Origin of the sequence: Shewanella denitrificans OS217 (assembly GCF_000013765.1) — a bacterium.
In the GTDB taxonomy this organism is placed as follows: Bacteria; Pseudomonadota; Gammaproteobacteria; order Enterobacterales; family Shewanellaceae; genus Shewanella; species Shewanella denitrificans.
Genome location: NC_007954.1, coordinates 3,263,585 through 3,289,009 on the forward strand (window position 1 = coordinate 3,263,585; position 25,425 = coordinate 3,289,009).

General features: G+C 44.2%; 20 protein-coding genes, 1 pseudogene and 1 other annotated feature. Of the genes and pseudogenes, 11 read left to right on the top strand and 10 right to left on the bottom strand.

Annotation, left to right across the window (positions count from 1 at the left end; translation table 11 throughout):
* Positions 1-16 precede the first annotated feature (16 nt).
* Positions 17-1,576, bottom strand: a complete 1,560-nt coding sequence (gene murJ, locus SDEN_RS14170) for a murein biosynthesis integral membrane protein MurJ (RefSeq protein ID WP_011497154.1) — start codon at positions 1,574-1,576, stop codon at positions 17-19.
* A 261-nt stretch (positions 1,577-1,837) separates the two neighbouring features.
* On the opposite strand from murJ, the gene rpsT reads away from it, so the two are divergent.
* Positions 1,838-2,104 (top strand): 30S ribosomal protein S20, encoded by a 267-nt coding sequence (gene rpsT / locus SDEN_RS14175; RefSeq protein WP_011497155.1) that lies wholly within the window; start codon positions 1,838-1,840, stop codon positions 2,102-2,104.
* A 156-nt stretch (positions 2,105-2,260) separates the two neighbouring features.
* On the opposite strand, the gene SDEN_RS14180 is transcribed toward rpsT, so the two are convergent.
* A complete protein-coding gene (locus tag SDEN_RS14180; RefSeq protein WP_011497156.1) occupies positions 2,261-2,557 on the bottom strand; it encodes an ArsR/SmtB family transcription factor in 297 nt (98 codons plus the stop codon).
* Between the two features lie 146 nt (positions 2,558-2,703).
* Here SDEN_RS14180 and SDEN_RS14185 point away from each other — a divergent pair, with 146 nt between their 5' ends.
* Entirely contained in the window at positions 2,704-4,149 is a 1,446-nt protein-coding gene (locus SDEN_RS14185; RefSeq protein ID WP_011497157.1) for a M20/M25/M40 family metallo-hydrolase, read from the top strand.
* A gap of 115 nt (positions 4,150-4,264) precedes the next feature.
* On the opposite strand, the gene yaaA is transcribed toward SDEN_RS14185, so the two are convergent.
* Both yaaA and SDEN_RS14195 read right to left on the bottom strand, forming a co-directional pair.
* On the bottom strand, positions 4,265-5,041 hold the full coding sequence (gene yaaA / locus SDEN_RS14190; RefSeq protein WP_011497158.1) for a peroxide stress protein YaaA: 777 nt from the start codon (positions 5,039-5,041) through the stop codon (positions 4,265-4,267).
* Positions 5,042-5,139: 98 nt separating this feature from the next.
* Positions 5,140-6,576 carry an alanine/glycine:cation symporter family protein gene (locus SDEN_RS14195; RefSeq protein WP_041405822.1) on the bottom strand — a complete coding sequence of 479 codons (1,437 nt, stop codon included), beginning with the start codon at positions 6,574-6,576 and terminating at the stop codon, positions 5,140-5,142.
* A gap of 429 nt (positions 6,577-7,005) precedes the next feature.
* On the opposite strand from SDEN_RS14195, the gene SDEN_RS14200 reads away from it, so the two are divergent.
* The 6 genes from SDEN_RS14200 to SDEN_RS14225 all read left to right on the top strand — a co-directional run bounded on the left by SDEN_RS14200 (position 7,006) and on the right by SDEN_RS14225 (position 15,719).
* Positions 7,006-9,372 (top strand): phosphoketolase family protein, encoded by a 2,367-nt coding sequence (locus SDEN_RS14200; RefSeq protein WP_011497160.1) that lies wholly within the window; start codon positions 7,006-7,008, stop codon positions 9,370-9,372.
* Positions 9,373-9,659: 287 nt separating this feature from the next.
* A complete protein-coding gene (locus SDEN_RS14205) occupies positions 9,660-10,769 on the top strand; it encodes an OmpA family protein (RefSeq protein ID WP_041406403.1) in 1,110 nt (369 codons plus the stop codon).
* Positions 10,770-11,301: 532 nt separating this feature from the next.
* The gene (locus SDEN_RS14210; RefSeq protein WP_041405823.1) at positions 11,302-12,423 is read left to right on the top strand and encodes an OmpA family protein; all 1,122 of its coding nucleotides are present in this window, start codon (positions 11,302-11,304) and stop codon (positions 12,421-12,423) included.
* 321 nt (positions 12,424-12,744) lie between these two features.
* Positions 12,745-13,698, top strand: a complete 954-nt coding sequence (gene tal, locus SDEN_RS14215) for a transaldolase (RefSeq protein WP_011497163.1) — start codon at positions 12,745-12,747, stop codon at positions 13,696-13,698.
* 16 nt (positions 13,699-13,714) lie between these two features.
* Positions 13,715-15,352, top strand: coding sequence for a glucose-6-phosphate isomerase (gene pgi, locus SDEN_RS14220; RefSeq protein WP_011497164.1), 1,638 nt, complete (start codon positions 13,715-13,717; stop codon positions 15,350-15,352).
* A gap of 187 nt (positions 15,353-15,539) precedes the next feature.
* Complete coding sequence (locus SDEN_RS14225; RefSeq protein WP_011497165.1) at positions 15,540-15,719, top strand: DUF3545 family protein; 180 nt, start codon at positions 15,540-15,542, stop codon at positions 15,717-15,719.
* Positions 15,720-15,878: 159 nt separating this feature from the next.
* Here the strand turns inward: SDEN_RS14225 and SDEN_RS14230 are convergent, their stop codons facing one another.
* From SDEN_RS14230 to thrA, 4 genes are all read right to left on the bottom strand, one after another.
* Entirely contained in the window at positions 15,879-16,424 is a 546-nt protein-coding gene (locus tag SDEN_RS14230; protein WP_011497166.1) for a hemerythrin domain-containing protein, read from the bottom strand.
* Between the two features lie 179 nt (positions 16,425-16,603).
* Complete coding sequence (thrC, locus tag SDEN_RS14235; protein ID WP_011497167.1) at positions 16,604-17,884, bottom strand: threonine synthase; 1,281 nt, start codon at positions 17,882-17,884, stop codon at positions 16,604-16,606.
* A 105-nt stretch (positions 17,885-17,989) separates the two neighbouring features.
* Positions 17,990-18,976, bottom strand: coding sequence for a homoserine kinase (gene thrB, locus SDEN_RS14240; protein WP_011497168.1), 987 nt, complete (start codon positions 18,974-18,976; stop codon positions 17,990-17,992).
* 2 nt (positions 18,977-18,978) lie between these two features.
* Complete coding sequence (gene thrA / locus SDEN_RS14245) at positions 18,979-21,456, bottom strand: bifunctional aspartate kinase/homoserine dehydrogenase I (RefSeq protein ID WP_011497169.1); 2,478 nt, start codon at positions 21,454-21,456, stop codon at positions 18,979-18,981.
* Positions 21,457-21,519: 63 nt separating this feature from the next.
* Positions 21,520-21,638: a sequence feature (Thr leader region), on the bottom strand.
* Between the two features lie 532 nt (positions 21,639-22,170).
* On the opposite strand from thrA, the pseudogene SDEN_RS14250 reads away from it, so the two are divergent.
* Together SDEN_RS14250 and SDEN_RS14255 are read left to right on the top strand one after the other, a co-directional pair.
* A pseudogene (locus SDEN_RS14250) lies at positions 22,171-22,647 on the top strand (peptidylprolyl isomerase); the annotation flags it as partial.
* 265 nt (positions 22,648-22,912) lie between these two features.
* On the top strand, positions 22,913-23,287 hold the full coding sequence (locus tag SDEN_RS14255; RefSeq protein ID WP_011497171.1) for a hypothetical protein: 375 nt from the start codon (positions 22,913-22,915) through the stop codon (positions 23,285-23,287).
* A 91-nt stretch (positions 23,288-23,378) separates the two neighbouring features.
* Here SDEN_RS14255 and SDEN_RS14260 read toward each other — a convergent pair whose 3' ends face one another.
* The gene (locus SDEN_RS14260) at positions 23,379-23,654 is read right to left on the bottom strand and encodes a Trp family transcriptional regulator (protein ID WP_011497172.1); all 276 of its coding nucleotides are present in this window, start codon (positions 23,652-23,654) and stop codon (positions 23,379-23,381) included.
* Positions 23,655-23,921: 267 nt separating this feature from the next.
* Here SDEN_RS14260 and SDEN_RS14265 point away from each other — a divergent pair, with 267 nt between their 5' ends.
* Positions 23,922-24,371 (top strand): c-type cytochrome, encoded by a 450-nt coding sequence (locus SDEN_RS14265; protein WP_011497173.1) that lies wholly within the window; start codon positions 23,922-23,924, stop codon positions 24,369-24,371.
* Between the two features lie 69 nt (positions 24,372-24,440).
* On the opposite strand, the gene SDEN_RS14270 is transcribed toward SDEN_RS14265, so the two are convergent.
* Entirely contained in the window at positions 24,441-25,115 is a 675-nt protein-coding gene (locus SDEN_RS14270) for a cytochrome b/b6 domain-containing protein (protein WP_041405824.1), read from the bottom strand.
* Between the last annotated feature and the right edge of the window lie 310 nt (positions 25,116-25,425).

Below are 25,425 nucleotides of genomic sequence, written 5' to 3' on the forward strand. Positions count from 1 at the left end.
ATGCGAGGTTCAGTCATCAGCTGGCCTTTTTCAATTTCCATGGTTTAACTCCAAGCAGTCGCAGTACCACAAAATAACTCAGCGCACCGGCGGTAATTAACGCACTTAAAGCCACTAACCGCTCGCCAGTATGCCAATCAAGCCACTGCTGCTCAACAGGACCAAAGCAGTAAATACTCAACGCCATGACTGCGGTTGCTGCGGTTATCTTACCGATAAACGTCAATGTCTCTGGACTGACTCTGTATATATTTTGCAAATGCAGCCCTCGGTACAAGAGTCCTGCATTGAGTAAGGCTGACAGAGAGGTGGCGATTGCCAGCCCCACATAACCAAAAGGCACGGCAAAGATTAGGTTAAGTACCATATTGCTCACCATAGCAATAATGCCATAACGCACTGGGGTTTTAGTGTCATGACGAGAATAATACCCAGGGGCTAACACTTTAATTAACATGAAGTTAAGTAAGCCAGCACCATAGGCCATCAAACTATAAGATGCCATAGTGGCATCCTCAAGACTAAAAGCACCACGCATAAACAGCACCATTAACATAGGTTTGGCTAATACGATTAAGCCAAACATGGCAGGCATGCCTAATAAGAAAATCGCTTTCACCCCCCAATCCATAGTGCGAGTAAAGCCTTCTCCTTCGGCATTAACAAAATTGCGTGAAAGCGCCGGTAAAATCACAGTGGCAATAGCAATTCCGAAAAGCCCGAGGGGAAATTCTAATAATCTATCTGAGTAATACAGCCAACTAATCGAACCTGTCATTAAGAAACTGGCAATAAAGGTGTCAAACAAGAGGTTAATTTGCGATACCGACACCCCAAACAGCGCCGGGATCATCAAGGTGCGAATTTTAACCACCCCAGGGTGATGCCAGCCCCAACTGGGTTTAACTAAGGCTTTCTCTCTAATCAAAAAGGGAATTTGAAATAAAAATTGAATCAAGCCGCCAACAAATATGCCCCAAGAAAGCCCAATTTCAGGTTGTTCCATTCGAGGGGCTAAATACAAGGCGATGGCAATTACGGAAATATTTAAAAATACCGGTGTAAAGGCAGAAACCGCAAAACGCCCTCTGGTATTTAAAATTGAACCCGCAAGGGCGGTAAAAGTGATAAACCACAAATAAGGGAAGGTGATTTTCAGCATCAAGGATGCGAGTTCAAACTTTTCGGCATTAGGTCCATCATTTAGCCAATCAAGAAACCAACCACCGCCGAACAAGGCCGCTAAGATTGGTGATCCAATAACGCCAAATAATGTCACCAGGGTGACCAACAAACCTAAGGTTCCGGCCACCTTACTTAACAACTCGCGAGTTTCTTCTGGGGTTTTCTTTTCTTGATATTCAGTTAATACCGGCACAAAAGCTTGCGCAAATGCACCTTCTGCAAATAAACGCCTTAAAAAATTAGGGATTTTATTAGCAAAAAAGAACACATCCGCACTGCTTCCTGCGCCCATTAAGTTAGCAATGACTATGTCTCTAACTAGGCCTAATACACGAGAAATCAGCGTCATAGCGCTAACAATGATCCCTGACTTAATTAACTTTTTACTCAAACGTCCCCCTGACGCAAATCATGCCTTGGCACACAATAATGCAGATATATCTTAAAAATATGATTCAAAGTCTGTCACACAGCCTTAAGAGCTGTTAGAATTGCGCCACATCTTACACGAGTTGGGTTGAAGATAAGCACGCTAGATTGAGATATTTATCTTTATGATGATATTGCAATCATAGTCATTGACAAAGTGACAAAAAGCAGGCATATTCCTCGGCCTTTAAAAGTCTCAAATCCAGTTTTTAGGAGTTGCACCTTGGCTAATAGCAAGTCTGCAAAGAAGCGCGCGCTTCAATCTGAAAAGCGTCGTCAGCATAACGCTAGCCGTCGCTCAATGTTACGTACGTACGTGAAAAAAGTCATCGCTGCTATCAAAAGTGGTGACCATAAAGCGGCTACAGAAGCGTTCGCTGCTGCACAACCAATCGTTGACCGTATGGCGACTAAAGGTCTTATTCACAAGAATAAGGCTGCTCGTCAAAAGGCACGCTTAAACACTAAGATCAAAGCACTAGCGGCTTAATCTTAATGTTTAACTTTAAAAAGACCGGCATTGCCGGTTTTTTTTTGCCTAAAATTTGACAATGAGATCCCTTCCCCATTATTTCAATGGCCATAGCAGACAGAATAAGGGCAATGCCGATCACGCTCATGCATTTCACGGCAAGTCGCCCAGACTCTAATGGCAATATAAATTGCTTAATACCGAAATAAGCTGTTTCACCTCATTACTCTTTAATGAGTAAAAAACAGTTTGCGCCTCCTTCCTTGTGGACACGAGTTTATCTTTTCTCAGCCAAGCTAAATGTTGTGATAAGGCCGACTGACTCAAGCCGAGCTTTTTGTTCATATCACCAACACACATCTCACCTTCATTAAGCAAATGGCACAAAATAAACAATCTTCGCTCATTTGCCAGTGCCTTTAACAGTACAACGGCGTGATCTGCTTGTTTCTGCAGTAGTTCTATATTCATTTTTCGCATCTTCTCCTTATACGAACCCTGAGCTAATATAGCGTTTACTTAAAAATAGGATCGCGACATGAAGCACACTTTTTGTTAGATTGTGCTCAAAAGTGAGATGAACACCCTATTCTGACAAATTAACGCCAAGGAACTTCATGAAACGCCATAGCCAAATTTGGATTGCTGGCCTAACACTCAGCTTATTAACCAGCTGCCAGCAATACTCAGCACCTAAAGCCTACAATGCCCCAAAAGTCATTAATCAATCCCGTGATGCCGACACCAGTGTGGAGCTTGCTCGTCAGGCGCTGTCTTCATCCCGGGCTTTTGAGATAGTTGAATCCCTTACCGTTGAAGTGGGTCCTCGTCTTGCAGGTACCGATAAAGACATAGTCGCCGTTGACTGGGCGATGGAAAAATTGTGGAAAATGGGTTTCGATCGCGTTTATAAAGAATCGGTTCAAGTACCAGCCTGGTCTCGTGGTACCGCCATTGCCAGTATCGTCGCGCCTTATGAGCAACCTTTAGTTATCACAGCCCTTGGCGGCAGCGTCGCGACGCCAGAGCGCGGCATACAGGCGCCAATTGTGCGTTTTGAGTCGTTAGCCGAGTTAGAAGTGGCTTCCGTTGGCCGCATTAAAGGGAAAATCGTCTTTATCGACCATAAAACTGAGCGCCATATCACAGGTAAAGGCTATGGCGAGTCCGTGGGCGGCCGCTCTAAAGGCGCTATCGTTGCAGCGCAAAAAGGGGCGCTGGCCATACTCATTCGCTCAATAGGCACTGACAGCGACCGTATGGCGCATACTGGCATGATGCGTTATGACGAAGATGTCACAAAAATCCCAGCTGCTGCCATGTCAAACCCCGATGCGGATCTCATTAATGCCATGTTAACTCGCAGCAACAATGTGGTGCTGTCGTTAAACATGAGCCCAGAAAATCAGGGCATAGCCACCTCTTATAATGTGATTGCCGAAGTTAGAGGCAGCAGTAAGCCAAATGAAATCGTGCTCATTGGAGCACACTTAGATTCATGGGATGAGGGCACTGGCGCCTTAGATGATGGTGCAGGCGTTGCCATCGTCACAGCGGCGGCCAAACTTATTCAAGACTTGCCCGAGCGCCCTGCAAGAACCATACGCGTGGTGCTGTTTGCCGCCGAGGAGTTGGGGTTAGTTGGCGCCAAGGCTTATGCCGAGCAACATAAAGATGAGATGGAGCTGCACTATATTGCCGCCGAGTCTGATTTTGGTGCAGGAAAAATCTATCAAATCGATTTCAATGTACACCCTAGCGTGTTCGAGAAAGTAAAATTTGAGCATTCAGCCATGATACGTAATGGGGTTGCTTTAGGTGATAATGAAGCCAGTGGTGGCCCAGATGTGTCTATTCTGCCAGCCTTAGGCGTCCCCGTCGCTTCCTTGCGTCAAGATGGCAATGATTACTTCGATTATCATCACACCCCCAATGACACCTTAGACAAAATTGATCCTAAGTCATTGGCACAAAATGTCGCAGCCTACGCACAATTTGCCTACATGATGGCCCAATCAGAACTGGATCTAAGGCCAGTCAATAAGACAGGGTTGGAAGATTAATAGTCTGACGCTATACAAATCAGCCTTACGTTGAACAAATAATTATACCCATAAAAAATCCTGCCACTTGGCAGGATTTTTTAATTATGCACTCACTGCCCGCGAGCCTATCAAATCAAACTTGTTCATCCCGTAAAAATACAGGGCTAGATGGTGTCGATTGCGCTTCACTGTAATAGTAACCGTCGAGATCAAAGCTAATGAGTGCAGTTAAATCTTTGGGCTGCTGCTCGATAATAAATCGCGCCATTAATCCACGGGCTTTTTTCGCATAGAAACTGATGACTTTGTATTGGCCATTTTTGCAATCTTTGAAAACTGGAGTGACTAAACGTCCCTTCAGTGACTTTTCTTTAACGGCCTTAAAATACTCGTTCGAAGCTAAATTAACTATAATGTCATCCCCTTGCTCAATAAGGGCGCGATTGACTTCATCTGTGATTATTTCTCCCCAAAATGCGTACAGATTACTGCCTTTGGCATTTTCAAGGCGAGTGCCCATTTCTAATCGGTAAGGTAAGATCAAGTCTAATGGCTTAAGCAAACCATAAAGCCCTGAAAGAATCCGCAAATGGTTTTGGGCCGATTGCAGTTGCGCGGCTGATAAGCTGTCGGCATCAAAGCCTGTGTACACGTCACCGCGAAAGGCGAATATGGCTTGTTTCGCCTCACCTAAGGTGAAATTAGGCTGCCATTGAGCAAACCGAGCCGCATTGAGGCCGGCTATTTTATCGCTGACCTTCATCAAAGAGGCTATCTGAACTGGGGTCAACTTCTGACATTCCTTAATCAAAGCTTGGCTCTGATCAAGTAACGTAGGCCGAGTATGTTCTGTGGTAAGCGGTGGATTTTCAAAATCCAGTGTTTTTGCAGGTGACACTAAAACTAGCATTCGCTATGCTCCCTTCTAATCAATGAGTCCATGATACTTAACTGACATAAAAAAACCATGCACTCAAGGCATGGTTTTTTCGATTAACCTAAGCGTTTTTAACGCTTGTCAGTTGCTTTTGAAGCCGTCCAAATCCCACCTTCCAATTGCTCATCAAGCTCTGGGAATTCTTTTACATCAAAAATAGGCTCTTTACCCGCGCTGATTTGCTCACGGTAATCGTTAATCACTCGAATAGCTAAGCCGGATAAAAGTAACAGTGCCACTATGTTGACTATTGCCATCAGGCCCATGGAAACATCGGCAAGATCCCACACTAGGCCAATTTTAGCTAAGGCACCAAACATCACCATCCCCAGCACAAGCAGTCTGAACAATGGTAAGGCTTTTTTACTGTTGCCAGATAGGAACATGACGTTGGTTTCTGCATAAGAGTAATTAGCAATAATAGACGTAAAGCAAAATAACAGGATAGAAATGGCAATGAAGGCCCCCCCCCAATCACCTACATGTGACGATAATGCATTGATGGTTTTAGCAATACCATCGCCAGAGCTTGCGACATCTCCGGACAGTAAAATAATAGCAGCCGTTGCCGTACATATAACTAAGGTATCAAAAAACACCCCCATCATCTGTACAAAACCTTGGGATGCAGGATGATTGGGGTTAGGTGAGGCACTTGCCGCCACATTAGCCGCACTGCCCATGCCCGCTTCATTAGAGAATAATCCCCGCGCAATACCCGCTTGCATGGCTTGAGCAACACTGTAAGCCACGCCGCCAGCTGCCGCCTCTTGCCAACCAAAGGCGCTATTTATCACTAAGCTAAATACCGCAGGCAACTGCTCAATATTCATAAATACCACCACAAAAGCAATGGCAACATAAGCCAGCGCCATCACAGGCACAACAAATTCTGACACCTTAGCGACCTTTTTAAGCCCGCCCATGATGACGTAACCACTGAGTAACACTATGCCTATGCCGACATACAGTGGCTCAAAACCAAATACCTGAGTCATGGCGCCAGTAATGGTATTGGCCTGCACGGCATTAAACACTAGACCAAAAGCAATAATCAAAAACACAGAAAATAAAACGCCCATCCAGCGCTGACCTAGCCCTTTCTCCATGTAGTAAGAAGGTCCACCACGATACTGACCATCTTCATCTTTGACTTTATAAATTTGCGCTAACGTTGACTCAATCATGGCTGTCGCCATGCCAAGTACGGCGATGGCCCACATCCAAAACACGGCGCCAGGTCCCGCAGCACCAATAGCCACTGCAACCCCTGCCATGTTACCCGCACCGACCCTAGCAGCCATACTGGTACAGAAAACTTGAAACGATGACAATCCATGCTTACCGGGCCTGCGACTAATGGCCAGCACCTTTAAGCCATGGACAAAATGCGTAATTTGAATAAAGCCTAACCGAACAGTAAAAAATAAACCTGCACCTACTAGCCCATAAACAAGTAACTTGCCCCAGAGCAAGCCATTTAAAAAGTTAACACTGGTTTCTAACATATTGCCGCTACCGCCTCGTAAATGCTGTTGCTTGTAGAATGCTATGCTGCGATTCGTATGCAGGGAAAAGAGCCGCAATTGTGAAGCTTAGCGGACCTGAGAGCAAGTTTTTGAATAAATATCAGTTATTTCATGACGAAAAATAACCAATATTATCCTCCTATGACCAGACTTACCTCTTGCTCTACAACACAGACTTAGTGATCCAGTTCACATTACGTTGATCTTAAACCTAAGTTCGCCCAGCCTAATAAAATCAAAAATACCACTATATTTCAGAAAGATAAGAGCAAACTTCACTAACTGAAAACTCACCACTCAGCCTCCATGGTGCAAAGTTAGATCGGGGACACATTTTCGTAATTAAATTACAACTACATTATCAGCATCAGATTGAAATTATTTTTGATTGCAACAGTGAGGCTGAACATGACACAAGCTAACGAAATTAAGGCGCTTAAAAAGTATGTTAGAGCAACAAACTTTTTAGCCACCTCTCAAATCTACCTTAAGCAAAACGTCCTCTACAAACGTCAGCTTGAGCACACAGATATTAAGCCTAGATTACTGGGGCACTGGGGAACTTGCCCAGGGATCAACTTTGTCTACGCCAACATAAACCGACTTATCGTTAAGCATAATCGTGAATTTATCTATCTTGTAGGCCCAGGTCATGGCTTCCCTGCGGTGCAGGCCAACCTATTTATGGAAGGTTCCCTAAGCCATTTTTATCCAGAAACCATCCCATTTACAGAAACTGGCATCGAAGATATTTGTAAAAAATTCTCAGCGGCATACGGTTATCCATCACATGCTAACCCAGAAGCCCCAGGCCAAATCCTTGAAGGTGGTGAGCTAGGTTATTCCTTGTCTGTCGCATGGGGCTCTGTGCTCGATAACCCCAACCTGATTGCAGCCTGTTTAATTGGTGATGGTGAAGCTGAAACTGGACCACTGGCCGCCTCTTGGTACGCTAACCGCTTAGTGTCTCCAGCCAATAACGGTGCGGTATTGCCAATCGTGCATATCAATGGCTATAAAATTTCAGGTCCCACTCGCATGGGCCGCATGAGCCATGAAGAACTTGATTTAGAATTCCGCGGTCTGGGCTATCACCCCATCATTGTCGATGACGAACAGGATACTGACATCTATGAGCAGATGACAGCGGCAATGGATTTATCCTATGAGATGATCACCGACATACAGCGCCGCGCTCGCTCTGGTGAAGATGTGGTTAAGCCGCGCTGGCCGGTGATCTTAATGAGAACAGCTAAAGGCTGGACGGGTACCTCTGAATACGCAGGTAAAAAGCTTGAAGGCAACTGCGAATCTCACCAAGTTATCGTTAACAATTGTGCTACCGACAAGGGCCACCTAAACGCGCTTGATCAATGGCTCGCCAGCTACAAATTTGATGAACTAGTACAAACCACTGAAACTGGCGAATTAGTATTTGATAAAGACATTTTATTGCTAATACCACCAAAAGACTTATGCTGTGGCCGCCAACGCTTAAGCTACGGTGGTGAAGTGGTACGTGCCTTAGCTAATCCAGATTTGGCTAAGCTGGGTTATGGCGCCGAAACCCCGCGTGGACAACGTGGTTACTCCATGTTGAAAATGGGCCAGTGGATGCGTGATGCATTTAAACTGAACCGCGATCAACGTAATCTGCGTATCTTCAGCCCAGATGAAACCTATTCAAACCAACTTCAAGCCGTGTTTGAAGAAACAGATCGCGCTTGGCAGTGGCCAATTGAAAGCTGGGATCAAGATATGTCTCGTGATGGCCGCGTGATTGAGTTGCTGTCAGAGAACTTGCTGTTCGGTATGTTACACGGTTACACAGTAACGGGTCGTCACGGCATGTTCCCAACGTATGAGGCTTTCTCTCAAGTTGTCTCTTCTATGGCAGACCAATACTGTAAATATGTGCATGCAAGCCAAGGTATACATTTTCGTAAGCCCATTCCTGCGTGTAACGTCGTATTGTCTTCACTGCTAGAGCGCCAAGATCACAACGGTTATTCTCACCAGAACCCGTCTTTCCTAGGCGCCATGCTAGAGAAGCACCCCAACATTATCTCGGCTTATTTACCCGCAGATGCTAACAGCACCTTGGTTTACACCGAACGTGCTTATGGAGATCGCGATAAACTCAACATTATCGTCGCCGGAAAGAAATCGCTACCCCAGTGGTTATCGCTGGATGAAGCCCGCAAGCAGGCCAAAGATGGCATCATGGTGTGGGATTTTGCCTCTGATGAAAACCCAGACGTGGTACTGGCTGGTTGTGGTGATTACGCCACTCAAGAATGCATGGCCTCACTAGTACTAATCCGTGAGATTTTACCCAGAGTGCGCATCCGTTTTGTCAGTGTGTCAGAACTTCACAGCAGCGGCTTAGGTAGCCTTAAGTTCCAAAGCAAGCCTTGGATGATGGATGAAGTCTTCACCGAAGATAAAGGCGTGGTATTTAACTATCATGGCTATCCAAACACCATCAAAAAGCTAGTATTTGATTATAAGGGTAACCGTCGTTTCCGCATCAAGGGTTATGAAGAAGAAGGTTCAACGACTACACCCTTTGACATGGGCGTGCGTAATGGTACTTCGCGCTACCACTTAGTTATCGATATGGCTTACAAGTTGTTCCAACAAGGGGTGATTGATGAAACGCAACACGTTCGCATCACTACCGATATGTTACAACGTCTGGTTGACCACAAGAATTACATCAAAGCCAACGGCGTAGATCCAGTTGAAATCGAAAACTGGGTATGGACTCGCTAATATTGAGGCTAAATAAGGTTAGGCGTTATGTCTTAACAACATGACCTAGCAAAACCACAATTAACAATGCGCCCTTATTAATGGGCGCATTTGTTTTTAAAACATAAAAACAACAAAAGACAAAGAAAAGCCTTGATATTCTGGATATTAGTTATTTTTACTACCATAATTGGCCACGCCAATTACTAGAGAAATGACTCTCCACAATAAGTGTTGGCAATACCGATTCGAGTTGCAAAAACAAGAGAGCGGTATATTTATGGAGTATAATAACTATGGACTTAATTATGATGAAGAACACATTAAAGGTTGTATTACTCACCTCAATGTTACCTTTTTCCGCTAGCGCAGATGAAGGTCTAACACCTTGGTATGTTGGCACTGGCGTAGGGATTAACAACTACGAACCCAACTGTGATTTAATGACCATGAAGACCTGTAGCAAAGACGACCCCTATGCATGGGACGTACACGGCGGCTACCTATTTAACGAAAACTTTGGTATCGAATTGGGCTACCTAGATTTAGGCCGTGCCGAGTGGACCGATTATAGTAACAAATCACATGACGTAGGTGCACGTGGTCTGTCTTTAGGTTTAGTGGCTCTATTTCCACTGGCTAACAAATGGAGCATCACTGCTGAAGCTGGTGCAATGAACTACCTTATTTATAATAAGAAACAGTGGCACACTGAATACTACAGTGACAGCGGTGTAGCCCCTTATGTTGGTGCTGGCATAGGTTATAATTTTACTGATAACTTAATGTTGCAAGCTAAGTACCGACGTTATGAAAACCTTGATGAAAAACAGTGGAACACACTGTCAATGGAAAGCAACTACTGGGGCTTAGCACTAAACTATCGCTTCGGCACTGCGGCTAAACCAGCTGCTAAACCAGCTCCAATAGCCCCTGCAGCACCAGGCGACGCTGACAAAGACGGCGTGAACGACAACATTGATAAGTGTCCTAACACACCTATGACTCACAAAGTTGACGCTAAAGGGTGTTCAGTGTATGAGTTTGTTACTCAAAAATATGACCTAGGTAGCATATTGTTCGATAACGATTCATCAGTTATCAAACCAGGTGCTTATTCCGATGTTGAGATTTTAGTGTCTCACCTAGAAAAATATCCACAGCACACTGTGGTTATCGAAGGTCACGCCTCTAACGTAGGTACTCCTGACTATAACTTACTGCTTTCTGAGCGTCGTGCTAATGCCGTTGCTGCTTTAGTGACAAGCAAGTACAAAATCAATGGTAGCCGTATTAAGTCAGTTGGCTATGGTCTTACTAAGCCACAGATGGCAGGTAACAGCGCTGAAGCTCACAGACTTAACCGTCGCATCGAAGCAATTGTTACCGGCACTGAGAAGCGTGTAGTGCTTCGTTAATTAACTGCACATGTTATTTAAGTAGCGGGGATAATGACATTGCTGGCCCCCTTAACTTAAGTTGTACTGCAGTAATAGGATTAAGTGCGACTAACATAATATTTAATCGCTACCTAGGTAGCGATTTTTTTGCTCATTTTTTATGTAAACCCTACCAATGTCGTCCATATCCATAATCCTTTTATAGCGTTATACCCATCACAATGGCAAAGGCTTTCATCGTCTTAGATAAAAGAGACCAAACCGAGCTCCGACAGCAAGTACGTTCAATTTTCGTACAAAGCATTAACAATAAGCGCAAGATAAATCATTAGCTTATGCAGCATTGTCAATAGAATATATGGCGTTTATTTCAGTTAAAACGCAAAAATAAATCCTTTAACCTCTGGATATTGATTGTTTTTACAACCATAATCCGCGTCGCCAGCTACAAGAGAAAAGAATCACCACAATAAGTGCTGGCAATGTCGATTCTGCTTGCAATAACAAGAGAACGGCATACTGGTGGAGTAAAATAACAATGGACTTACACATGATGATGAACACATTAAAAGTAGTATTACTCACCTCAATGTTACCTTTTGCAGCAAGCGCAGCAGAAGAACTCACTCCTTGGTATGTTGGCGGCGGCGTTGGCGTTAACAACTACGAACCAAGCTGTGACCTAAAAACCATGAAGACCTGTGGCAAAGACGACCCGTACGCATGGGACGTGTTTGGTGGTTATATGTTCAACGAATATTTTGGTCTTGAATTGGGCTACCGCGACCTAGGCCGCGCCGAATGGACAGATTACAGCAACAAATCACACGATGTTGGCGCTCGTGGTGCATCACTAGGCCTAGTGGCTCTTATTCCGCTAGCTAATAACTGGAGCATCACTGCAGAAGCGGGTGCTTTTAATTATTTACTTTCTAACAAAAAGCAAACTAGCACTGAATATTACAGTGATAGTGGTGTAGCACCTTATATTGGTGCCGGTATAGGCTACAACTTTACCGAAAACTTAATGTTACAAGCTAAATACCGTCGTTATGAAACACTTAACGAAAAACAGTGGGATACACTGTCGATGGAAAGCAACTACTGGGGCCTAGCACTAAGCTACCGCTTCGGTACTGCCGCAAAACCTGTTGCAGCTAAACCAGCTCCTGTAGCCCCTATGGCTCCAGCTGTACCAGGTGATGCTGATAAAGACGGCGTGAACGATAACATTGATAAGTGCCCTGACACACCTATGACTCACAAAGTCGATGCTACAGGCTGTTCAGTGTATGAGTTTGTGACAAAAATGTATGACCTAGGCAAGGTGTTATTCGATAACGATTCCGCGGTTATCAAACCAGGTTATTATGCTGATATGGAAATTCTAGGCGACCACCTAGTGAAGTATCCAGCACACACAGTGATCATCGAAGGCCATGCATCAAATGTCGGCAAACCTGATTACAATATGTCGTTATCAGAGCGCCGAGCTCAAGCGGTAGCCACTGCATTAATGACTAAATACGGCATCAGTGCAAGTCGTATCAAGTCTGTAGGTTATGGTGTGACTAAGCCTAAAATGGCTGGTAACACTGCAGAAGCTCACAGAGTGAACCGTCGCATCGAAGCGATTGTAACTGGTACAGAGAAGCGCGTAGTACTACGTTAATCATTGATACCTTATGAAAGTCGCAGCCTTGGCTGCGACTTTTTTATTTCTCTAGATTTACTTCTGTAGCCCCGTACATTAATACTCAAAGTACGTTTAACCCAACTGCCCTACTCTATGCTAACCAACCTCAGCCATTCATCGGTATTTATCTTTCATATAACGGCAACTTAATTTGGTGCTTAAATACAGTTCCTAAGCAAAAAATCTAACTATTGCCACTATTTTGGTAATTTATTTACAACTCTTGTTGGAATATGCGCTAAAATCGCTTCTAATAACAGCATATACAATACCCATTGCTTTCAGAGGACATTCTTCATGGCTAACACACTCGCACAGCTTAAATCACTGACCACTATCGTTGCCGATACCGGCGACATCGAAGCGATTAAGCGTTATCAGCCGCAAGATGCGACCACCAATCCATCACTGATCCTAAAAGCGTCGCAAATTCCTGAATACGCACCTTACATAGATCAAGCCATCGCCTGGGCTAAGACGCAAAGTAACGACGTCGCCCAGCAAATAGAAGATGCCGGCGATAAGCTTGCAGTCACTATCGGCGTTGAAATTTTAAAATATGTGCCAGGGCGCATGTCTACCGAAGTCGATGCACGCTTATCTTTCGATAAACAAAAGTCTATCGATAAAGCCCACAAGCTGATTAAGTTATATCAAGAAGCCGGCATTGATAAATCACGTATTTTGATCAAACTAGCCTCTACGTGGGAAGGTATTTGCGCCGCCAAAGAGCTTGAACAAGAAGGCATCAACTGTAACTTAACCTTATTGTTTAGCTTTGCTCAAGCCCGCGCCTGCGCCGAAGCTGGGGTTTACTTAGTGTCGCCTTTTGTTGGTCGCATTTTAGATTGGTATAAGAAAGACACAGGCCAAGATTACACAGCAGAAACCGACCCTGGCGTTATCTCGGTTACTGAGATTTATAACTACTACAAACAGCATGGTCACAACACTGTGGTTATGGGTGCAAGTTTTAGAAACACAGGTGAAATCATCGAACTTGCCGGTTGCGATCGTTTAACCATAGGCCCAGCCCTGTTAGAAGAATTAGCCAACAGCGACCAGCTTGTAGTGCAAAAGCTAAAACCTGCTCTAACACAAACAGCAGCACCTGCACCTATGAGTGAAGCCGAGTTCCGTTGGGACTTTAATGAAGATGCCATGGCAGTAGATAAGCTTGCAGAAGGCATACGTAACTTCGCCATAGACCAAGGCAAACTTGAAGTCATGCTAAAAGCAAAACTGGCTTAGTTTTAAGGGGTTTCCCATGACACAACTTACTCAAAGCAGCTGCTGGCAGGCCCTTATTGCCGATGCAGCCAAGCTGCCTCACATGCGAGACTTATTTGCTCAAAACCCTCAAAGGTTTGAGCAGATGAGCCTGAACGCCTGTGGTCTTTTTTTGGACTACTCAAAAAACCGTGCGGATGAGACCACACTTAAACTATTATTTTCATTAGCGAAAGAAGCAAAGCTTACAGAAAAAATAGCCGCCATGTTTAATGGTGACATTATTAATACCACTGAGCAGCGCGCAGTATTACATACCGCCCTTCGCAGTAAAGCCTGCCAAGATATACGCGTCGATGGGGTTAATATTGTCCCAGAAGTGCAGCAAACCTTGGATAAAATGGCTCAATTTGTGGATTCAGTGCAAACTGGACAATGCAAAGGCTACACAGGCAAGCGCATCACTGACATAGTCAGCATTGGTATTGGTGGCTCATTCTTAGGCCCTAAGATAGTCTCACAAGCGCTACGCCCTTATTGGAAGGCCGGGCTTAATTGCCATTTCGTTGCCAATGTCGATGCCAGTTCAATTTGTGAAAAATTAAAGCTGCTTAATGCTGAAACCACTTTGTTTGTTATGTCATCAAAGTCTTTTGGCACTCAAGAAACCTTGACCAATACCTTAAGCGCTAAAGATTGGTTCTTAGACCAAGGCGCCACTCAGGCTGATATCGCTAAGCACTTCGTTGCTGTGACCTCAAACGTCACCAAGGCCACTGAATTTGGCATGGACGCAGACAATATTTTCCCTATGTGGGACTGGGTCGGTGGTCGATATTCTCTGTGGTCAGCCATAGGATTACCTATTGCGCTATTAATTGGTATGGACAATTTCCGTTTGCTGCTCGATGGCGCCCATCAAATGGATGAGCACGTTAAAGCCGCGCCATTAGAGCAAAACATGCCAGTCATCATGGCGCTGTTGTCTGTGCTTTATACTAATTTCCATGGGGCTCAGTCTCATGTGGTATTGACCTATGACCATTATTTACGTGGGCTCCCTGCCTATTTCCAGCAACTCGATATGGAAAGCAATGGTAAATCGGTAACCTTAAATGGCACTCAAGTGGATTACAGCACAGGGCCTGTCATTTGGGGCGGTGAAGGCACCAATGGTCAGCACGCTTACCACCAATTGTTGCATCAAGGCACAGCACTTATTCCTGCCGATTTTATTATGCCATTGCAAAGTCATAATCCGCTGGGCGAACACCATGCACAACTTGCATCTAACTGTTTTGGTCAAACTCAAGCCCTAATGCAAGGTCGAACCTTCGAAGAGGCCATGGCAGAGCTTTCTCAAAGCTCACTTAATGAAGCCGATAAAACCCTCATCGCTAAACACAAGGTGATGCTGGGCAACAAGCCTAGTAACACCTTGCTGATGGATAAGCTAACGCCGCAAACCTTAGGTTCGCTTATCGCACTCTATGAGCACAGAACCTTAGTACAAGGCGCGATTTGGCAAATTAACTCATTCGATCAGTGGGGTGTTGAGCTTGGAAAGCAGCTCGGCAATGATGTGCTAGCTCGAATTGGTGCGGCGCACAATGCCACAGAACTCGATTCATCCAGCAATGCACTGATAAATCGGTTCAGGCAAGGTAAAATTTAAGCTCACAATCAGTGCTATGCCCAATAAAAAAACCAGCGAATGCTGGTTTTTTTATTGCCTGTTGATGGCGAAACATCATCAAAACAACACTCAGCGTTAACATTAATGAAACACAATTCTTGCATCCTATAGCCTAAGTATGATATTAAATCGCATAGAAAAACATCATATAACAAGGGAGGTTGTCATGGATCGTTTAGATTATGGTACTGGAGTTGATGAAGTTATTGAAAGGCCCACTCGAACCAAGAGCGCGAATAAAAAGCGTAAATGGCGCGAAATTGAGGCCATCAAGGATAAACACCGCTTAATCAAAGAACTACAAGATATGGATTACAACTTCGATTATGATTCTGCAATGCGTTAACAATAGTTAGCATTAGCCAATTGATATCGCACTCAAACATAAACGAGTAATAGTTGTCCCCCTTCCTCTGTGTTAATTAATAATGTTCACAGACAAAAAATGCCACCTGAGGTGGCATTTTTATTGCCTACGTTTTTAGCAGCACGCCAAAATTCAGCGTCAGAGATTAGTTTCGGCTTTAATTAAGTACTCTTTTAAAGATTCAAATAACGCATCATCGGTTTGGCTAAACAAGGGGTCATCTATCAACTTCTGCTGACAAGCTTGGTTGATATCTTGCCAATCAGCCTCAGTTAAATGCTGCTCAAATAGCGGAAATAATTGCTGTTCTTCATATTCCATATGCTGGCGTTGTTGAGTCAGATAATCACTTAAGTCAGCCACCAGCTGATCTTTAGATAGAACAACATCAGATAGAACGAGGTTAATACTAAACATGAGATTTTGTGTCGACTCAATGAGCTTATGGTGCTCAGCGTCTAGCTTATTATCATTAACCGCTTTGGATTGGGCTGTAAAATAACTGAAGATAATGTCTTCTACTGGGTGATGACTGTGCTCAGCATAAACCTGCATATACTCAACTATGTCTCTTATCACTTTGAAGTCGACGCCACTGCCTGCCGAGAGAAGCTGGCGCTTCTGAGCCAAAATATTCAGTAAAATTGAGATATGTTTGTGATCTTGTAATAACCGTTTCAGCATAGCAGCCTCCCGAGTTCCGTTTTATTAGTTTAACGCAAGCTAAAAAAGTCGCTCAGTTCTTGATCATAAAAATGCATATTTATCAAAAAAAGCTCGGCTCTAAACCTCCTTGTATCGCGCTATCCCAGATAAACCATGGCGGTCACTCACGAGAATGACTGCCACCTTATACCTTAGTTTTAGGCTAGTTTTTGCAGCAAATGAGATTTAAGCAGACCAAAGTCCGCTGCAAGGGGCCTAGAAAGGATAGTTTTAGCTTCCACGGCGCGTAAGGCTTGAGGCAAGGCTAAGTCTGTGCCCAATATGCTGTCGACTACATCCTTAAATTTAGCCGGATGGGCCGTACCTAAAAATATGCCGGTTTCATGTTCCTTAAGCGTAACCAGCCCCTGAGCAGCAATACTGGCGTGGGGCTCTGATTGGTAGCCTAAGCTTGCCAGAGAGGTCAGTGATGCTGCTGTTTGGACTTCATCCACCATAACACCGCTTATCACACTTAACGGCCAGCCCATCGCTGCACATATCGCCTCAACTCTTGGCCAATTACTTGGCTCTGAGACGTCCATCGCATTGGATAAGGTGGCAACCGTGGTATGAGGGACCCATTGACCATTAACAAGATAACGAGGCACAGTATCGTTGCTGTTAGTGGCAGCAATAAAGCGCGCTATGGGTAAGCCCATGGCCTTGGCAAATAGCCCTGCGGTTAAATTACCAAAATTGCCACTGGGCACTGAGACAACGATGTCTTTATCGCTGTATTGCCTTACTTGAGCGACAGCTTCAAAGTAATAACAAATCTGCGCCAACAAACGGCTGATATTGATAGAATTGGCAGAATTAAGCCCTAACGTTTGCCTAAGTTCATTATCCTCAAAAGATTGTTTAACCAGTTCCTGACAAGCATCAAAGTCAGACTCTACCGCTATAGTGTGGATATTTTCGCCTAAGGTAGTAAACATCTTCTCCTGCAGCAGACTTATTTTGCCCTTAGGATAAAGTACCACCACTTGTACCTTATCTAGGCCGAAAAATGCATCGGCCACCGCGGCCCCAGTGTCACCTGATGTCGCGGTTAAAATGGTCAGACGTTTATCTTCGGCTAAGGCGCTAATGCACTGAGCCATAAAACGAGCGCCGAAATCTTTAAAGGCCAAGGTTGGACCATGAAAAAGTTCGAGACAGGCCCTATTGTCATCCACACGAGTCAAAGGCAGTGAGAAATTAAACGCCTGCTCCACTAACATATCAACCTGATTTTGACCTAACTCATCACTGAGCCAAGCGCCGAGGATTGTCTTACAACGGGCGACAAAAGGCAGCGCTAAGATGGCGTCCATGTCATCAAGTTTGGGGATCTGGCTTGGGAAAAATAGCCCTCTGTCCTTACCTAATCCCAACTGCAAGGCTTGACTGAAATTTACTCGCTCCGACACATGCTTTAAATTATATAATTCCATGGTGATGCCTTTATCTTTTCTATAGTTTTACGCCAAAATAATGCTCCATCTCGGCGCTCGTAATTTTTATCTTTTAATTGTGGCTAAAGCTACATAGCCCCACCACTAAACCCGTCGAGCACCTTGCTCATCAATATGGCAGATATGCACGAAGCCGCCGTCTTGGGTCACATAATTATCGGTTAACCAGGCTTTGGCTTTCTCAGCCAGTCCAATGTCATCTGTAATGCTAAATAGGGTTGGCCCACTGCCAGAGATGCCTGTAGTTAGCATGCCAAGCTGATTTAACGCTCCGCTGGCTTGCTTATAGCCAGGAATCGCATCGGCGCGATAAGGCTCTGCCAACACATCTTTTAATACTTCAATGGCAAGCTTAGGATTTTGGCTATGGCTTGCATGAACAAACGCACTTAAGTGCCTGCCAAAATCGATTGTCACAGCCTTATCGTATTGGGCTGGCAATAAGGCACGCATCTTAGCTGTCGACAAGGAAATACCTGGATAAGCCACCAGCCAATACCAGTGTTTAAAGTGCGGAATAGCGGCACAAAGTTCAGAGGGACTGTCTAACATCAGCTGCATCCCACCAAGGTAACTGGGCGCGACATTATCGTAATGCACACTGCCAGAAATTTTGCCTTCAAACTCCCCCATTAGCTGCAATAACACTTGTGGCTCAAACGGCGTATCAAAATACTCATTCAGGCCATAGAGCGCGGCAACCACTGAGCTGGCGCTCGAACCAAGGCCACTGCCCACGGGCAAGTTTTTCTCTAAATTCAGCGCTATGCCTGTCTTAACGCCCAGTTTATCCAAAAAAAACTGTGCACATTGATAGACAATATTGTCCTCTGGTACTGTTGGCAGTTTGTGGCTCCAAATTCCTGTTTGGCTAAAGTGGATTTCACCACTTGCATGAAGTGAAGCAGGACTTGCTGTGGAATTTGAAGCTTGGCTAATGGTGACCTTATCGCCCAATAAACTGCCATCAATGGGCGCAAGTGCTGCACCCAACAAATCGAACCCTACCCCAACATTACCCATGGAAGCCGGTGCATAAACGGTTAGTGGCGCTTTTTCTTTGCTTATCATAATTACAAATCCACTTCCCGAGTCCAATTAACGGTTCTTAGCATGTCGGCAAAGACCCCTGCTGCGGTGACATCTGTGCCAGCGCCATATCCCCTGAGTACAAAGGGAATAGGTTGATAATAACGACTGTAAAATGCCAGTGCATTCTCACCGCCTTTTACGCTATAAAGGGGATCATTGGCATCCACAGCAATGATGCGTACATAGCATTGATCTTGTTCAATTTGTCCAACATAACGCAATACTTTACCTTCGCGTTTGGCCGCTTCCACCTTAGCCGCCATCTGGGCATCCAATGAGGGCAAACGCGCCATAAAATCGGTCACATCACCAGAGTCATCAAAATGGCTTGGTAATACAGATTCCACTTGAATGTCAGCAAGGGAAAGTGGCATGCCAACTTCTCTTGCCAAAATAAGTACCTTACGCGCAACATCCATACCGCTTAAGTCATCTCTTGGATCCGGCTCAGTGAAGCATTTATCACGGGCTATTTTAGTGGCTTCTGACAGACTCATGCCCTCATCCAGCATGCCGAAGATATAAGATAATGAGCCTGATAAAATGCCGTTAAACTTAATTAACTTGTCTCCAGCACAGAGTAATTTCTTCAGGTTATCGATAACGGGTAAGCCTGCACCCACTGTGGTTTCATAAAGAAATTGACGACGCTGCGATAGTGCAGTTTTTCGAAGTGATTGATAATATTCATAATCACGCGTGTTCGCTTTCTTGTTAGGGGTAACAACATGAAAACCTGAATTCATAGCATCTAGGTAACAGTCGGCTATTTTGTCGTTAGCGGTACAATCGACTAATACCGGATTGAGCAGCTGCTGCTCCTTCGCCCACTCAATCAGTTTCGGCAATTCAAAGTCATGATTGTTTTGGGCATTATCATCAGCTAAAGCGCTGTGCCACTCATCGAGTTTGAGGCCTGAACTATCGAGTAGCATCTTTTTAGAATTGGCAATGCCGCAGACACGAATACTAATGTGCTGCTCTTTAAGAAACTCTTCTTGCTGCTTAATTTGTTCAAGTAACCCAGCCCCCACATTGCCACAGCCCACGAGGAATACATCCAAATATTGCTGCACATCAAAAAATGCCTGATGGCAGGCGCACACAGCGTGCTTAGTTTTTGACTGCTCAATCACAGTTGAAATAGAGCGTTCAGACGAGCCTTGAGCGATAGCTATGATATTCACGCTCGCCTTAGCTAGGGCGCTGAAAAACTTAGCGGCAACGCCTTTATGGGTTTTCATGCCATCACCAATTAACGACACTATGGCGAGACCTTGTCTTAACTCTATTGGCTCCAGCAGTTCGCTTTTGATTTCCAGTTCAAATTCTTGCTCTAATGCCCACTTGGCTTTTTGCGCTTCACTGGTGGCAACACAAAAACTAATGGAGTATTCCGAAGAACTCTGGGTGATAAGCGACACTGAAATCCCACTTCTTGAAATGGCCGCTAATGTGCGGCTCGCCATTCCCACCATGCCTTTCATACCCGGACCTGAAACGTTAAACATGGTTTGGTGATCAAGGTTTGAAATCGCTTTGACTTGTAGCCCAGTGGTATCCAAGTCGTTTGAAACTAAGCTCCCCGGAGCACTAGGATTAAAGCTGTTTTTGATATAACAGGGAATATGATATTGAGCGATAGGCGCTATGGTTTTAGGGTGCAAGACCTTAGCCCCAAAATAAGACAGCTCCATTGCCTCCTGGTAGCTAAGCTGTGTAAGCAACTTGGCATCATGCACAACTCTTGGGTCTGTGTTATACACGCCATCGACGTCGGTCCAGATCTCACAGCTACTGGCATCTAAACAGGCAGCGAGCACTGCAGCCGAATAATCTGAGCCATTTCGCCCTAGGGTCACCACCCGACCTTTTGCATCGGCAGCAGTAAAGCCAGGCATAACCCACACCTTATTGCTTTCTAATGTTAAAGCCGAAAATCTTGGTTTACTGATAGCAATATCCACCACAGACTCGAGTACTTCTCCGTGAGCCATAAACAGCGCCAAGGGATCCAATAATCCTGCCGAGACTTTTCTAGCAAGCAAGACTTGCTGCATTAAACCTGCCGATAATCGCTCTCCAGACACAACAATTTGTGCGCGCACGCTATCAGGGCATTCACTAAGTAAACCTATGCCTTTGAGTCTATCTTGCCATTCATCAAATTGGGTTTGAAACTGCTGCATTAACAAGGCTTGCTGTACCGAGGTTAGCTCTGAGGCTGCGCCTTGGTATAACTCATTAAATACATTGCTGATATGTTTAAGTACAGGTTCAAAATCTTCTTTGTTAACTGCAAGATCAGCAATTTCTAATAGCGAATTGGTCACAGTTGCAGGCGCAGACAGCACGGTCGATACAGCTTCCACAGCAGCTGCTTCGATAATGATATCTGCCGCCATTGAAAAGCGTGACCAGTTAGCTAGCGATGTACCACCGAATTTCATTACCTTCATGTTTCTTTTCCTTTGGCTGTGCTTTGCTCAATTCATTAAGTGTTGTGTAGAACCAGAACCACAAACAAAAAAGCCCGCTTCAGTGGGAAGCGGGCTTTTTTTGTAAATCTTTTAGGTGCGCTAGCCCGCCCCCACAATATTGATTGTGGTGGTTGTAATGGTGATAAGAGTAATACTCTGAGCATGGCTCGTTAACATTGCATTTACACCTTGGCTGAATTAATAAAAACTACAAAATTAGTAACTAAATAGCGCTAATGGATTACCCTAAGGAATTAACCACTGCGTTACCTCTCATTAACAGAATTGCCTTTTTAACACTCCCTTGTCAAGAGCCAATTAAGATTATTTTCAGCATTTTTAAGTGTTGATAACTCAAAGCTTATCAGAATGGCTAAAATCAGTGATTTTCTGCGCTAGTTTTGGCATAAACCACCCAAAAACAAACCTTTACGTAAACGTAAGGTAATTATATTCACAGTTAATAACCTTATAAAACAATATCTTGCACAAACTCAAACAACACCGACATGTGAAAGCAGCAGTAATATGAATTATCTTCAAGATCTTGCTTTAAACTCACATAAATACGACTTTCAGATCCTTAATACTCCCTGCACTGTCCAGTATTCAATTAGACAAATTGCACTGCCGGATATCGCATGGTGACTAAAAGCAAGGTATCATGCCTGCACATTTCGAAGTGGAGGCAATATGAAAATTACTAAGCACGCGGCTGTTACTATCCATTACCGCCTGTCAGACCAACAAGGTCTATTAATTGAAAGTTCATTCGACGGTGAGCCTATGGTTTACCTTCATGGCACTGGAAACCTGATCCCGGGTCTTGAAGCAGAACTCGAAGACAAGATGATTGGCGATAAGCTTGAAGCCAACATTCCTGCTGAGCAAGCTTATGGTTTATACCATGATGGCCTTAAGCAAGAAGTGCCAATTGACGCCTTCGGTGATGTTGAAGATATCGTCCCTGGGATGCGTTTTATTGCCGAAACTGAAATGGGTCAGCGCCCCGTACAAGTTATGGAAGTAAAAGATGATGTCGTCGTTGTCGATGGTAACCATCCTTTAGCTGGCCAAGCGTTGAATTTCAGCATTGAAGTGTTAGATGTGCGTGAAGCGACCGAAGAAGAACTGGCCCATGGCCACGTTCATGCCGCAGGCGGCTGTGGTCACTAATAATAACTGCCACACGGATTAAGCAAATAAGCTAATCCGAAAGTGGTAATCATCTTGGGTTTTGCTCATATTATAGGCAAAACCCTTTTTTTTAAGCTATAGTTGGTATAGTTGTGTGCACAAGGCTAGTCCTTGATATAAACAACTGAACGATTGAGCCGCATTATTTGGTTTTGACCTGTAAAGGAAAGTAACACCAGTCCCATAATGCGCTTTGCCCCCCATACAATAACAATTAATAGCGAGCGACGGAGTGCTTATGTTAATTAAACCTATCTATGAACTCTTGCCTTTTACCTATATGGCAATTGGTGGTTTGAGTCTGCTGTATCTAGAGCCCAAATATGCAATTGCTGCGGCAATATTAGTCTATATACTCGGCGCAAGGATCTATATTTTACGCTCCAACAACAGGCGCACGGATCTTAGACGAAAACGTAAGCAAGGCTTGATGCCTTCGGCTGTGTACAACTACCTGCCATTTATTTGCATTCTAGCGGCAAGCGCCTTATATCGCTTTGTCCCTAAAGATTCCAGTGCGCTGATCGCCATTTGTTTGCTTACTTATGCGATTTACATTTTAATGCGCCGAGCCAGTTACCGTAATCACAGGGTGCCAGTATCGAGTTTTTAAGCCGAGATTTAGGCAGCAAACTATCGGGCTGTAATCACAGCCCGATTTTTATTCCTAGCCTTAAGTTAACTGTCCCCAGTAAAGCCGTATATTAAAGGATCAAGCCTTTTACTTTAGCCTTCTCTTCAGCCGTCATATGTTTAAGGTAGTTTGAGCAGCGTGTGATGGTCGCTATGCTAATCTCAAACTCCGCGGCAATCTGCCTTTGACTGAGATCCCCTGCTAGCAACAACTGAAAAACCTTAAGACGACCGGCAACTGCGCTGCGCTCTTCTTCTGTTAGCAGCAAATTAAATAAGGTCGTGAGTTCAACCACATTGTTGTGTGTTAGCACTTTATCGACCACGAGTTCCCATCCAGCGCGCATCTAATTCCTCTTTTGTCATGCCATGGCAGTACAGATTGTAACAACACAAGCCATAAACTGACAGGTGATAGCCTGATGTAAATCTTCAGCAAACCAAATTGATGTCAGCTTGCCTTTCCAATAGGTAACACGCCTGATACTCGCTGAGGCCAAACAGGTACAAACTGAAACAAAATATTTTTAAAAAAGTAATTGAAACAAGATAATATAAGCCAGAATAATTTCGATAAATCGTGATTAAGCCATATAACTTATAAGAGAGTCATAATGAAAAAATTCGCAATCGCGCTATTAGGCACTAGCTTATTAGCCTCAGTCGCTCAGGCTAACAACTTCGATGATGCCAACGATGCAATTAACTACCGTCAATCTGCTTTCGGATTAATTGCCTATCAGTTTGGCGATATGAGTGCCATGTTAAAAGGCAAAAAAGAATTCAACCAAGCCGTTTTTGCCAGTCGAGCAAGCAATGTTGCAGCCTTGGCTAAACTCCCCCATGAAGGTTTTATTCCGGGTTCAGAAAAAGGTAAGACAGATGCTTCAGCCAACATTTGGCAGGATAAAGCCGATTTCGATGACAAGATGGCTGCATTTGTTAATAACGCCGCGTTACTGGCTCAAGCGGCCCAAACCGGCGATAAAAACTCAATGAAGCAAGCCTTTATGGAGACAGGAAAAAGCTGTAAAGGCTGTCATGACGTTTATAAAAAAGACTAATTGACCCAAGTTAAGCGGTGGTATTTGCCATCGCTTAACTAAACGCTACCAAGCAAAACGTAAAGCCTATTAGATATAATCTAACACGGGTTTCAGTAAATAGAGCCACACAGGTAGTGCGAATGCTGCCACTATAATTAAAGCAATCACCCCCGACTTCATCTTTGGAGTGCTCACAGGCGCATGTTCAACACTAAGCACTTTATCACCGGTAAACATGGGCTTGATAAGGTTCTCGCCTTTAAACCAATGAAATAATACCGCCAAGATGTGCACTGCAACGCACCCGAGCAGTACATTAAAATTAGTCTTATGCAGCCATGTTAATCCTAACGCCACCGACTCATCCACAAGATAAAACAAAGGGCCTTCAGTAAAAATTTCATCGGTTGAAAACAAGCCAGTGACTAATTGAGTCAATAACACAGTCAGCATCAAGAGCACCATATAACCACCCAAAGGGTTATGGCCAATCGACTGGGGTTTAGGTGTAGTAGTTAAATAGTTAAGCGCCTGAGATGGTGGCACAACAAAGGCCTTAAATTTTGCAGTATCACTACCAACAAATCCCCAAAGCAGACGAAAGCTAATTAAAATCAATAAACAATATGCTAGCACTTGATGCCATTGCATCTCGCCTTGCTCGGCCGTTAGCCAGAGTCCACCGAGTAGAATAAACATTAACCAATGAAATAAGCGGGTTGAAACATCCCACACTCTGACTTTTATCTCAGCTGAACTCATAACATCTTTTCCGATCCGCATTTAACTAAGCAGTATTTTAACCACAAACGCTGTTGATACCAATCTGCTGGGACTTGAAATTTAATATCGAGTGTAGAGTGAATAATTAAAATCACTCGTTCAATTGACGTGCATTTTGTTGTTGGCGGGCTGTTACTGCAGAATATGCTGAGAGGTTATCCCATCCAATATGCGCTCATTTATTTTCGTACACAAGTAAATCCACAGCATTTTTTAGCATTATTGTCTAAGCGATCAAATTTACTGCAGTCACGTGATTCAAGCCAAAAAAGTGTGACTTTGATCACGC

What these genes read in the sequence shown, in the direction of transcription:
- SDEN_RS14180 (WP_011497156.1), bottom strand. Translation starts at nt 2,557, where the DNA reads ATGAATATAGAACTACTGCAGAAACAAGCAGATCACGCCGTTGTACTG.
- SDEN_RS14185 (WP_011497157.1), top strand. Translation starts at nt 2,704, where the DNA reads ATGAAACGCCATAGCCAAATTTGGATTGCTGGCCTAACACTCAGCTTA.
- yaaA (WP_011497158.1), bottom strand. Translation starts at nt 5,041, where the DNA reads ATGCTAGTTTTAGTGTCACCTGCAAAAACACTGGATTTTGAAAATCCA.
- SDEN_RS14195 (WP_041405822.1), bottom strand. Translation starts at nt 6,576, where the DNA reads ATGTTAGAAACCAGTGTTAACTTTTTAAATGGCTTGCTCTGGGGCAAG.
- SDEN_RS14200 (WP_011497160.1), top strand. Translation starts at nt 7,006, where the DNA reads ATGACACAAGCTAACGAAATTAAGGCGCTTAAAAAGTATGTTAGAGCA.
- SDEN_RS14205 (WP_041406403.1), top strand. Translation starts at nt 9,660, where the DNA reads ATGATGAAGAACACATTAAAGGTTGTATTACTCACCTCAATGTTACCT.
- SDEN_RS14210 (WP_041405823.1), top strand. Translation starts at nt 11,302, where the DNA reads ATGATGATGAACACATTAAAAGTAGTATTACTCACCTCAATGTTACCT.
- tal (WP_011497163.1), top strand. Translation starts at nt 12,745, where the DNA reads ATGGCTAACACACTCGCACAGCTTAAATCACTGACCACTATCGTTGCC.
- pgi (WP_011497164.1), top strand. Translation starts at nt 13,715, where the DNA reads ATGACACAACTTACTCAAAGCAGCTGCTGGCAGGCCCTTATTGCCGAT.
- SDEN_RS14225 (WP_011497165.1), top strand. Translation starts at nt 15,540, where the DNA reads ATGGATCGTTTAGATTATGGTACTGGAGTTGATGAAGTTATTGAAAGG.
- SDEN_RS14230 (WP_011497166.1), bottom strand. Translation starts at nt 16,424, where the DNA reads ATGCTGAAACGGTTATTACAAGATCACAAACATATCTCAATTTTACTG.
- thrC (WP_011497167.1), bottom strand. Translation starts at nt 17,884, where the DNA reads ATGGAATTATATAATTTAAAGCATGTGTCGGAGCGAGTAAATTTCAGT.
- thrB (WP_011497168.1), bottom strand. Translation starts at nt 18,976, where the DNA reads ATGATAAGCAAAGAAAAAGCGCCACTAACCGTTTATGCACCGGCTTCC.
- thrA (WP_011497169.1), bottom strand. Translation starts at nt 21,456, where the DNA reads ATGAAGGTAATGAAATTCGGTGGTACATCGCTAGCTAACTGGTCACGC.
- SDEN_RS14255 (WP_011497171.1), top strand. Translation starts at nt 22,913, where the DNA reads ATGTTAATTAAACCTATCTATGAACTCTTGCCTTTTACCTATATGGCA.
- SDEN_RS14260 (WP_011497172.1), bottom strand. Translation starts at nt 23,654, where the DNA reads ATGCGCGCTGGATGGGAACTCGTGGTCGATAAAGTGCTAACACACAAC.
- SDEN_RS14265 (WP_011497173.1), top strand. Translation starts at nt 23,922, where the DNA reads ATGAAAAAATTCGCAATCGCGCTATTAGGCACTAGCTTATTAGCCTCA.
- SDEN_RS14270 (WP_041405824.1), bottom strand. Translation starts at nt 25,115, where the DNA reads ATGAGTTCAGCTGAGATAAAAGTCAGAGTGTGGGATGTTTCAACCCGC.